Genomic DNA, 5567 nt, shown 5'->3' with positions numbered 1-5567 from the left:
AAGGTTCAGTCGACGACCCTGCTCGCCGAAATCGATCGCATAGAAGCGATGTTCACGTCCGTGACCTTCGACGACCGGCAGGCATCCGCGATCAAGGATCGGCTGTCGTCGGTTCTGAATAAATGGCAGCGGATTTCGCGGCCCGAAGAGGTTGCTACTACAGCCCTTTCGAGTGCGAGTGCCAGCGAAATCCTTGACTTCATCGATCGGGAGTTCGGTGATCCCACGGCCTGAGGACAGCCTGCCCGGCGTGCGGTAGCCGCTCCGACGCCGGGCGGTCGAGCATGACCGCCCGGCGCCGGTGTCGCTGCTCGTGCGCGCGCCGCCGCGCAGCGGTTGGGATCCCTGCCTGTGCCCTTGCTACGGTCGGGGCATGCCAGGTCGCCGCTACCACTCGCCCCGCCGCGCGGAGGCCGCTGCCGCGACCCGGCAGTCGATTCTGGACGCCGCCAAGGAGCTCTTCGCCCTCCACGGCTACGTGGCCACCACGGTCACCCGGATCGCCGCCGCGGCCCGGGTCGGCACCAACACCGTCTACACCAGCACCGGCGGCAAGCCGCAGATTCTGCGCGACCTGGTCACCGTGGGCGTCGAGGATCCCATCGCCGAACAAACCCTGGCGCGGATCGCGGTGGCCGACGATGCCCTCGACGTCGTCGTGTACGCCGTCGAGGGCATCCGCCGCGACAGCGAGAAGCACGCGGAAATCGTTGAGATCCTCCTCGACGCGGCCTCGGTCGACGCGCACGCCGCCGAGCTGCTGCGCTTCGCCCAGGAGCGATTCCGTGACGCGCTGCGGACCGCCGTCGACCGGATCGTCGCGCTGGGCGGCCTGCGGGAGGGGCTTGACGCAGCGGGCGCGACGGATGTGCTCTGGTACTACCTCGGCCTGTCGTCCTGGCGCGTGCTGGTGCGGGAGAACGGCTGGGACTGGGACACCGCCGAGCGGTGGCTGCGGGACCAGACCGTGGCCGCCCTGCTCACCGGGTGAGCGTGGCCTCCAAGATGGCGAACGGGCTGTCCACAGGCCCCGGGACGCGCCGGTCGAGGGTGAATCCGGCACTGGCGAACAGCGCCGCGAACTCCGTCTCCCGGCGCTCGTGGCCCGACACCATGCCGAGCATGGTCAAGTCGAGCTGCTTGCTCGGATGCGGCTCATCGCCCTCCGTGAGCACCGTCTCCACCACCACCAGCCGGGCGCCGTGGGGCGCCGCCTCCGCGATCCGGCCCAGGAGGCGCGCACACGACACGTCGTCCCAGTCGTGCAGCACGGTGGACAGCAGGTAGACGTCGGCGGAAGGTACGCTCTCGAAGAAGTCACCGGCCCGTACCTCGATGCGGTCGGCCATCCCCTGGCCGGCCAGCCGCGCGTGTGCGGTGGACACCACGTGCTCCATATCGAAGACGATGCCGCGCCGACCGGGTTCACCGGCCAGCAGCCGGGCCAGCACGGAGCCGTCGGCGCCGCCGATGTCGGCAACCACCTCGCCGGGCGGGAGCTGGTAGCCGGTCAGTGTGGCGTCCTTGGGGCCGTACGTCAGGTTGGCCATCGCCGACGCCATCACGGGCATGTGCTCGGGGTGGGTGCCCAGCCACTCCGCGAAGGATTGCCCGAAGTGTGCCGTGGCCGCCGGGATGCCCGTACGGACGGTGGTGACCAGTTCGGAGAAGGGCGCATAGTGCGTCTCCATCCACATGATCGCAATGTCGCGCACCGAACCGGGCACATCCGCCACCAGCGTGGAGCCGAGAGGAGTGAGTGCGAAGGCGTCCTCGCCGTGGTGGGTCACCACCCCGATACCGGAGAGGATGTGCAGCAGCCGCCCCAGCGCGTCGGCGTCCGTCTCCGTGGTCTTCGCCAACTCCCCGACCGTCATCGGACCGCCGTGCAGCGCCGTGGCCACACCGAGCTTGGCCAGCGCGTACAGCGCCTGGGACTGCTGGAAACCGGACAGCAGGCGCAGCATCTCCATGGACTGCCCGGACGCCGACGCCTCGGGTGCCGTCGTGGCAGGGGCCGTTGCCGCGTCGGCCTGCGGGGGAGTGGGCGCGGGGGGCATGGGCCTCTCCAGAAGGTGTGGGAATTCGCGGTAATACAGCTACCGCTAAATGTATCGCACGGGCAGGGCCGGTGACCTGGTTCGCCGTTCAGCCTTCGGAGCCCAATGGCCACCCAGGAGCGGTCCTCGTGGGGCTCAGGGGAAGCGCAGGGTGAGGGTGAGTCCGCCCTCGGTGCCGGGGTGTGCCGTCAGCGTGGCGTGGTGGGCTTTGGCGATCGAATGAGCGATGGACAGTCCCAGACCGTGGCCGGTGGTGGCGGTACGGTCCCCGCCCAGGCGGTGGAAGGGCTCGAACAGGTCGGGGATCTGATCCGGGGACACGTGAGGGCCCGTATTGGTCACCGTCACGGTGGGGGCGTCGAGTCGTATGCGGACGTGGCCACCGCGGTGGTTGTACTGGATGGCATTGCGGATCAGGTTCGTGAGCAGGTGGCGTAGCAGGACTGGGTCACCGGGAGCGGCCAGCGGGGTATCGGCGTCGAGGTCGATGCGCACGCCGTTCTTCGTCGCCAGTGAGGTGAGGCCGGCGGACACGAGCCGGATGATGGCCGCGACGTCCATGGTCTCGGTCCTCTCCAGGCCGCGGTCGCTGCGCGCCAGCAGCAGGAGGCCGTTGATCAGCTGTTCGGCCTCGTGGTTGGCGGTGAGCAGATCCTCGCGGACGTCCGCGAGTCCCTCGGGGAGGGGGTCGGCGAGGCCGACCTGGAGGCTGGTGCGCTGAACCGTGAGAGGGGTCTTGAGTTCGTGGGAGGCGTTGGCGACGAAGCGGCGCTGGCTCTCGAAGGACTTCTCCAGTCTGTCGAGCATGGTGTCGAAGGTGTCGGCGAGGCGGTGGAGTTCATCGTCGGGGCCGGTGAGCGCGAGACGCTGGTGGAGGTTCTGTTCGCTGATGCGGCGCGCGGTTTCGGTCATGGAGGCGACGGGCCGCAGGGCTCGTCCGGCGAGCCACCAGCCGAGCACTCCGGCGAGGAGCGCCATGGCGAGGAGGCCGACGGCGGACCAGAGCACCATCTGGCGCAGCGCGGTGTCCTGGACGGCCTGCACGGTCTGGTCGATCTTCTGGAACATGGCGACGTCGCCCGGGGCCCGCGGCGTGAGATCCGGCCGGGTGGGGCGCGCAAGCTCCAGGGACGCCGCAGGGCCGCCCGGCACATTCCCGTACGTGACCGACAGCCCCTGGGCCTGCTGCTGCGTTCCGCGGCGGGCGAGCAGCACCACGAAGGCGAGCAGCGCGATACCGGCGATCAGGAAGAGGGCGGAGAAGGCCGCGGTCAGGCGGGCGCGGAAGGGCAGTCGGCTCAGCAGCGTCCATGGCTTCAGTCGCACAGCCGGTAGCCCTCCCCCTTGTCGGCGAGAATGAGGCCGGGGTCGCCGAGTTTGCCGCGCAGCCGGCTGACGGTGGCGCGGACCGCGCTGGTGCGCGGGTCGAGGTGCTCGTCCCAGACGGTGCGGACGAGTTCGTCGTGCGACACCGGCGCGCCACCGGCTACTAACAGCAGGTGCAGGACCGCGAGTTCCTTCGGGGTCAGCTCCAGCGGGCGGCCGTCCACGGACACTTCGCGCCGCGTCTCGTCCAGGGTGATGCCCGCGAAGCGCAGCACGGTAGGGGGCGGCTTCGGTGCGCGACGGCTCAACACCCGCACCCGGGCGACCAGTTCGGCGAAATCGAAGGGTTTTGCCAGGTAGTCGTCGGCGCCGAGGGTCGTGAGGCCGTAGACCTTGTCCGTCAGCTCGCCGGCCGCGGTCAGCATCAGGATCCGCGGAGGGTCCTGGAGTTCGCGCAGTCGTCGGCACACCTCGTCGCCGCTCAGCACCGGCAGATCCCGGTCGAGGATCAGTACGTCGTAGGCGGTGAGCAGGCACATCCGCTCGGCCTCGTCGCCGGTGGCCGCGACGTCGACGGCCATCGCCTGGCGGCGCAGGCCGGTGGCGATGGTGCGGGCGAGAACACGGTGGTCCTCGGCTACCAGAACTCTCATCCCCCCATCAAACCAACATCACGATTGCAGCCGGATAAGGACGTGGCGGCCCGTGCCGCGAGTCGGCCGGGGCCGTCCGGTGAGTCGGCCGGGGCCGTGCGGCGCCGGTCGCGGGGCCACGGTGCGAGCAGGCCCTTATGCCGCCGTAACACGCTTATCTCGCTGCAAACAGCGAGCTGCTTCTGTCTTCGGCATGAACTTCGTCAAGCGCGCCGGGATGAGCCTGGGTGCCAGAAAGTCCAAGAGCGCCGCGTTGCTGGCGATCTTCGTCGTCATCTGCACCCTGCTTCTCGGTGGCTTTCTGTTGCAGGCCGCCGCGGCCCGCCAGGAAGCCGATGCGCGGCGCACCATCGGCGTCGACGCCACCGTCAAGAAGAAGGGCCTCACCGCGGTCCTCGCGGACCGGCTGGGCGCCTCGGAGCTGGTGTACCGCTACAACCCGGAACTTCCGGTGCGGGCCGGGGCGCGTGGCTTCACGCCGCTGACGTCGGACGCGCCAAAGCCGGGCGATGCCGGTGCCGGGAAGAAGGCGCGGGGCCCGCTGGCCGTGAACGGCGTCCGTGACTCGGGCATGCTGCTGCCTTTCTCGTACGGTTCGACGAAGATCACGGCGGGGCGCGGCATCGCCCCCGAGGACGCGGGCCGCGATGTCGCGGTGATCGAGCGGCGCCTGGCCGACAAGAACCGCCTCAAGGTGGGCGACACGATCCATGTGCGGTCGGCGGGCGACACCGATGACGCTGATGACACCGATGACACCGATGACACCGACGACGCGGAAACCGTTCCGCTGAAGGTGGTCGGCGTCTTCCAGAACCCCACACAGGATCCGACGCGGTGGACGGCACCGCACAAGCTGCCAGGCAACGCGCTGTACGTGCCGATGAGCACGGCGCAGAAGCTCGGCGCCGGCACCGCGGCGGTCAGCGAGGCGGTGTACAAGGTCGGCTCGCCGAAGCAGGCCGAGCGGCTGCGCGCCGAGGCCGAACACCTCCTGGGCGGGGGCAGCTTCGACTTCCGCGTCAACGCCAAGGCGTACCAGGACCAGGTCCGCCCGATCCAGCGGGTCGGCGCGTTCGCCGGACTGATCGTCTGGGTGATCGCCCTGGCCGGGACGCTGATCCTCGGCTTGATCGTGACGCTGCGGATCCGCGAGCGGCGCGCCGAGCTCGGGGTGCTCCTCGCGATGGGCGAGAAGAAGTGGAAGCTCATCGGCCAGCACGCCGTGGAGGTGGCGGCCGTGGCCCTCCCCGCCATCGCGCTCGCCGCGCTGGCCGGCTCACTCGCCGGACAGCCGACGGGGGACGCCCTCCTCGGCCGGCGGGACGACAAGCCGGCCGCGGCGGCCGGTGTGCCCGATGCCGGGATCGCGCCGCCGACCGTACGAGTCGAGCCCGCCACCGTCGGCAAGGTCGCCGGCATCGGGCTCGGCATCTCCCTGGTCGCCACCGTCATCCCGGGCATCGGGATCCTGCGCCTGCACCCCCGCTCCATCCTCACCGACACCGAATAGCCACTCACCGGCACG

Annotated in this window: 5 protein-coding genes; 2 read left to right on the top strand and 3 right to left on the bottom strand. The window is 70.1% G+C overall.

Going from position 1 to position 5567, the window contains the following annotated elements:
* Positions 1-373 precede the first annotated feature (373 nt).
* Positions 374-991, top strand: coding sequence for a TetR/AcrR family transcriptional regulator (locus ACJX2R_RS10210; protein WP_413099801.1), 618 nt, complete (start codon positions 374-376; stop codon positions 989-991).
* Here ACJX2R_RS10210 and ACJX2R_RS10205 read toward each other — a convergent pair.
* From ACJX2R_RS10205 to ACJX2R_RS10195, 3 genes are all read right to left on the bottom strand, one after another.
* The gene (locus ACJX2R_RS10205; protein WP_413099800.1) at positions 981-2060 is read right to left on the bottom strand and encodes a methyltransferase; all 1080 of its coding nucleotides are present in this window, start codon (positions 2058-2060) and stop codon (positions 981-983) included. The genes ACJX2R_RS10210 and ACJX2R_RS10205 overlap by 11 nt on opposite strands.
* 135 nt (positions 2061-2195) lie before the next feature.
* Complete coding sequence (locus ACJX2R_RS10200; RefSeq protein WP_413099799.1) at positions 2196-3386, bottom strand: sensor histidine kinase; 1191 nt, start codon at positions 3384-3386, stop codon at positions 2196-2198.
* On the bottom strand, positions 3377-4039 hold the full coding sequence (locus tag ACJX2R_RS10195; RefSeq protein WP_413099798.1) for a response regulator transcription factor: 663 nt from the start codon (positions 4037-4039) through the stop codon (positions 3377-3379). The genes ACJX2R_RS10200 and ACJX2R_RS10195 overlap by 10 nt, the downstream gene beginning before the upstream one ends.
* Positions 4040-4232: 193 nt before the next feature.
* Between ACJX2R_RS10195 and ACJX2R_RS10190 the strand changes: the two genes are divergently transcribed.
* Entirely contained in the window at positions 4233-5552 is a 1320-nt protein-coding gene (locus ACJX2R_RS10190; RefSeq protein ID WP_413099797.1) for an ABC transporter permease, read from the top strand.
* Positions 5553-5567 lie beyond the last annotated feature (15 nt).

Source organism: Streptomyces sp. Inha503 (assembly GCF_047215865.1).
Taxonomy (GTDB): domain Bacteria; phylum Actinomycetota; class Actinomycetes; order Streptomycetales; family Streptomycetaceae; genus Streptomyces; species Streptomyces lycopersici.
The sequence above is the reverse complement of the archived record's forward strand: the minus strand, read 5'-3'. Positions and strand labels throughout refer to the sequence as shown.

Bases quoted from the DNA above. Each gene is read 5' to 3' on its own strand.
- ACJX2R_RS10210 (WP_413099801.1), top strand. From the start codon at position 374: ATGCCAGGTCGCCGCTACCACTCGCCCCGCCGCGCGGAGGCCGCTGCC.
- ACJX2R_RS10205 (WP_413099800.1), bottom strand. From the start codon at position 2,060: ATGCCCCCCGCGCCCACTCCCCCGCAGGCCGACGCGGCAACGGCCCCT.
- ACJX2R_RS10195 (WP_413099798.1), bottom strand. From the start codon at position 4,039: ATGAGAGTTCTGGTAGCCGAGGACCACCGTGTTCTCGCCCGCACCATC.
- ACJX2R_RS10190 (WP_413099797.1), top strand. From the start codon at position 4,233: ATGAACTTCGTCAAGCGCGCCGGGATGAGCCTGGGTGCCAGAAAGTCC.